We start from the raw sequence: 4,343 nt of genomic DNA, 5'->3' as shown, positions 1-4,343 counted from the left end.
GTAATAGCGACGGGCCCCGCCCAGCCGCCGCCCGGCGCGGGGCGGCCGCGGGGGCGCGGGCTCCCCGCCCGGCCGGCTCAGCCGCCGCGACTCCGGGTCACGGAAGTACAGCGGGCGGCTGAGCGAGGAGTAGACGATGCGCTGGTAGCCCTCGGCGTGGAGCAGCTCCCAGAGGGTCTCCTCCAGGGTGCGCACCCGGTAGTCCGGGTCGACGAAGACGTCGTCCACGCCGGGGCCGTACAGGACGGTGAAGGGCTCGTCGGTGCTCAGGCGCAGGTCGCGGAAGCGTTCGCCGCGCGCGAGTGTGGTCATGCGCCCTCGCCCTGGGGCTTGGGCCGCAGGTCGTAGCGGGGGTCGTCGGTCCTGAGGTCGGGGGTGCCGGGTTCGAGGCGCGGCATCGGGACGGGGGCGTGCGCCTGGTGGCCGCCGGCCTCCAGCATCCGCCGCACCGCCTCGGCGCGGGCGCGCTGGTCGGCCTCCGCCTCGGTGTCGCGGTCGGAGGAGATCACCCGGATCACGTTGCGGCCGGAGGCCGGGTCGGCGGTGTCGATGTCGATGACGATCTCGCTGCCGGTCTCGTGCCGGAGCCGGGTGATGTGGGCGCCGCGCTGGTCGGAGCCGACGAAGTCGTCCTCGACGTAGGCGTAGAACGCGGTCTCGGCCAGCGCCTGGACCACCTCGTCGGCGAGGTTGACGCGGATCTGCGAGGCGAGCTGGCACAGGCGCGCCTGCCGCACGGTGTCGGCCAGTTGCGCCTCCAGGGCCGGCGCCTCCTCCCGGCAGATGCGCTCCAGCTCCTCGGCCGTGGTGGCCTCGTCGCGCGAGCGCGCCAGCAACTCGTCGAGGTGGTCGCGGAGTTCGTCCAGGGCGCCGGCCGACCAGAAGTCGACGTCGAGCGAGTAGCCGGGGATCTCCCGCTGATCCGGTCCGACGACCGGCAGCTGCGCGCTGCGCCGCACCTGCTGCTCGACCAGCAGCACCGCCTGGACGGCCGCGGACTGCCAGGACCGGCGCAGCAGTTCGGCCTGCTCGATGCGGACGCGGAGCTCGCTGAGGGTGTAGTAGCCCTCCTGGGCCACCGCGAGCGCGGCGTCGTAGCGGCCGAGGTCGTGGTTGCCGCGCGCCTGGCCGAGGCGCAGTCGGACGGCGTCCAACTCGCCCGGGGCGTAGCGCTCGTGAGGGAGGGTGTCGGCGATGAGATCGGCCATGGAGCCGGCGTCGGCGAGCCAGGTGGCGGAGAGCTGTTCGGCCCTGGTGCGGTCGTGCTGCAACTCCTTGACGTCGGCGGTGAGTCCGGCGATCTCGGCGCGGCGCTCGCGGCGTTCCTCGGCGAGATCGGTCTCGAACTTCCGCCGCTGCTCGTCGAGTTGCGTGCGCGTCTCGGCGCGCAGCTCTCCGGCCGTATGGGTCAGCCGCTGGTGGAGGTCGGCGGCCTGCTGGTGGAGCCGTCGGTTGGTCTCCTCCTCCAGCGCGCGGTTCTGGTCGCTGAGCCGGCGGACGGCCTCCTCGCTCTGCTGCTGGCGGCGCCGCACGGCCTCGAACTCGCCGGCCATGTCGGCGCGGGCCTGCTCGCGCACGCCCTGGATGAGCTTGGGGAGGTCCCGGCGGACCGTCTTCAGCTCGTCGGCGCTCTTCAGCAGGCGGTACCACTGGGACTCGTCCACCTGGATCTGCTTGCGGCCGCTCATCGTGCCCTCCCTGGGTCTGCTTGCGCGATCCGGTTCCGTACGGTGGTGACGGCCGTGTCGAAGGCCTCCAGGAGGCCCGTGGGCGGCACGCCGACGAGCAGGGCCTCGGGCCCGTCGAGGGCGATCTCGGCGCTGCGCGGGCCGTTCTCGTAGTCGTGGTCCTCGGCCCGGGAACGGCTGCTGAGCCGGTGCACCCGTTGGTTGGTGCTGCCGCGCAGGCCGCGTCCGGTGTTGTGCCCGGCCACGTAGAGGCCGTCCACGAGCACGTCGACGAGGGCGAGCAGGCGGGGGACGTCCGGGTGCGGCGGGTGCTCGCGGAGGCGTTCCAGGCGGTGGCCGGTGAAGCAGAGGACGGAGACGTCCCGCCGGGCGCGCGCCAGTTCGACGGTCTCGGCCAGGGCGGTGGCCTGGGCCATCGGCTCGCCGCCGGAGAGCGTCAGGCCGGTGACCCGCTCGTTCGCGAGCAACTCGGTGGCGAGGGCCTCCGGGCTGACGAGCCGGGCGGGCCGGTCCGGGATCCAGTCCGGGGACATGCAGCCGCGGCACGTGAACGGGCAGCCCTGCACCCACACGACCGAGCGCAGCCCCGGGCCGAGCGCCCGGGTGCCGACGTGCGTCGCGGCGACGTTCACCGCAGTGGCGGTCACGACGGCCGCCCCGGCGGTTCGGCCGGCACCGGCTGGTAGACGAACGCCGTGCCCGCGGCCACCACCCGGCTGCCGGGTGCGCAGGTGACGGAGCTCGCGCGGGCCTGCGAGCCGTCCGGACTGTAGCGGATGCGCAGGTCGATCCGGGCGCCGCGCTCCGACACCCGGCGCCGGCCGCGCACCCGCCCGGCCCCGCCCAGCACCGGGCGGAGCTGCACCCGGCGGCCGGTGAGCGGGACGTGTTCGGGGATCTGCTCGCCGAAGGCCGGCTCGATGAGCAGCACGCCGTTCAGCGCGGGCCGGTACACCCGCAGCCACGCGAGGACGAGCACCAGCAGGACCAGCAGCGGCAGGCCGATCAGGAGCGGCAGGGTCGCCGCCGAGCCGACCTGCCCGGAGACGTCCACCGGGAGCCCGGCCGGCTGGAGCGCCGGCGGGATGTCGAGCTGGAGGTCCGGCGCGAGGGCGGGCTGCCACGGCGAGCCGACCGTCCCCGTGACCTTCAGGGTGGAGCTCGTGTGCTCCACGTGCTGCGGGGTCAGCAGTCCGCCGTCGAGCCGGCCGGTGATCCGCACCGGGATGTCCTGGGTGGAGCGGGGGGAGAGGATCAGCGAGGACGGCAGCCCCGACACCTCGAAGGGGTGGCCGGCGACGGACACGGCGATGCCGTCGACCGAGAGGGGCAGGCGGGCGGCGTGCGAGGTGAACGAGAGCGTGCCCGTCGCCTCGCCCTTGCCCAGGTCGAGCGTCGGCGGCCCCGACCAGGACACGGTGACGCCCTGTCCGTGGTCCGGCGCGAGCATCGCGCGGGCCTGCCGGAGGCGGGTGTCCTCGCCCGCGCGCTGGAGGTAGGAGCCGAGGTCCTGGATGCTGCCGGGCACGAGCTCCCGGGTGTCGGCGACGACCTGGCGCAGCAGCTCCGCGCCGGTCGCGCCCGTCGCCAGGGGCAGGGCGTAGCCGACGAGGTCGGTGTGCCCGGCGAGCTTGGCGGCGCGCGCGTGCAGGGCGGCCGTCCAGGTGGAGGTGGCGGCGACGGGGTAGGCACTGCCGGCCGCCGGGGCGTTCTCGCCGTCCGTCATCAGCACCACGGAGGCGATCGGCAGGGCGTCGCTGCGCTCCAGCTCGCCGAGCGCGGCGTTGAGGGCCGCGCCGATGTCGGTGTCGCCGTTGGCACTCGGGGCGGCGGGCAGGCGGGACAGGATGTCCGTCGGGTTCCCGGCGGCGCCGATGTAGCGGGCGACGACGGTGGTGTCGAAGGTGTACAGGGCGACGTGGTCCGCGCCGGTGAGCCCCGAGAGGAAGGTCTGGAGCGTCTGGCGGACCGTCCCGTAGCGGCCCTGCTGCGTCATCGACGGGGACGTGTCGACGAGGACGACGTAGTCGGCGGGCTGGTGTTCGAGACCGAGGGCCTGGTAGACCTCGGCGCGCGTGGGCCGGTTCGGGTCGGCCGCGTGCGCGGCACCGGGCCGGAGCAGGCCCGGCAGGAGGATGGCCAGCAGGAGGATGGGCAGCAGGAGCGCGGCCGGCGGCCGGGCCGTGCGCGACGGATTCATCGGTGGTCTCCCTCAAGGACGCCCGGCAGTTCGCCGAGCGGGTACTCGTGCGGCTCGCCGGAGCCGCCCGCGGGCCGCAGCACGAGCCGGGTCGGGCCGGCCGCCGCCATCGCGATCCCGATGTGGAAGCGTTCGCCCGCCCGGCTCGCCGGCAGGGTGACCGCCCCGACCCGGACGGCGGGCCCGCCGGCCCCGTCCCGGACCCGCACCTCGGCCTCGCGCGGCCGCTCGCCGGCGCCCCCGACAGCGACCCGGCGCCCGGCCCGCTCGGCGAAGACGGTGGCGCCGCCCGGCACCAGGCAGCCCGGCCCGCACAGCGTCAGCTCGGTCTCGGCGAGCCGCCCGCGGTGGACCCGCCGGGCGCCGATCAGCACCTCGTACGGGTACCGGTCGGCCGGGTCGACGAGCCCGGCCGCCACCAGGGCGGCGCCCAGGACGGTGGCCAGCGCCGGGTC

The 4,343-nt window shown here is 75.5% G+C and carries 3 protein-coding genes and 2 pseudogenes; all 5 read right to left on the bottom strand.

Going from position 1 to position 4,343, the window contains the following annotated elements:
* Positions 1-312: pseudogene (locus ACFV4G_RS43060) on the bottom strand (ATPase); the annotation flags it as partial.
* Complete coding sequence (locus ACFV4G_RS43055) at positions 309-1,688, bottom strand: hypothetical protein (RefSeq protein WP_380449054.1); 1,380 nt, start codon at positions 1,686-1,688, stop codon at positions 309-311. The gene ACFV4G_RS43055 and the pseudogene ACFV4G_RS43060, both read right to left, overlap by 4 nt.
* A complete protein-coding gene (locus ACFV4G_RS43050) occupies positions 1,685-2,335 on the bottom strand; it encodes a 4Fe-4S single cluster domain-containing protein (RefSeq protein ID WP_380449052.1) in 651 nt (216 codons plus the stop codon). Before ACFV4G_RS43050 ends, ACFV4G_RS43055 begins: the two co-directional genes overlap by 4 nt.
* Positions 2,332-3,888 (bottom strand): vWA domain-containing protein, encoded by a 1,557-nt coding sequence (locus ACFV4G_RS43045; protein WP_380449050.1) that lies wholly within the window; start codon positions 3,886-3,888, stop codon positions 2,332-2,334. The genes ACFV4G_RS43050 and ACFV4G_RS43045 overlap by 4 nt, the downstream gene beginning before the upstream one ends.
* Positions 3,885-4,343, bottom strand: a pseudogene (locus ACFV4G_RS43040) (hypothetical protein); the annotation flags it as partial. The pseudogene ACFV4G_RS43040 and the gene ACFV4G_RS43045, both read right to left, overlap by 4 nt.

The organism is Kitasatospora sp. NPDC059747, from assembly GCF_042732955.1.
GTDB lineage: Bacteria > Actinomycetota > Actinomycetes > Streptomycetales > Streptomycetaceae > Kitasatospora.
Note: the sequence above shows the minus strand (reverse complement) of the source record. Positions and strands in the feature narration are given on the sequence as shown.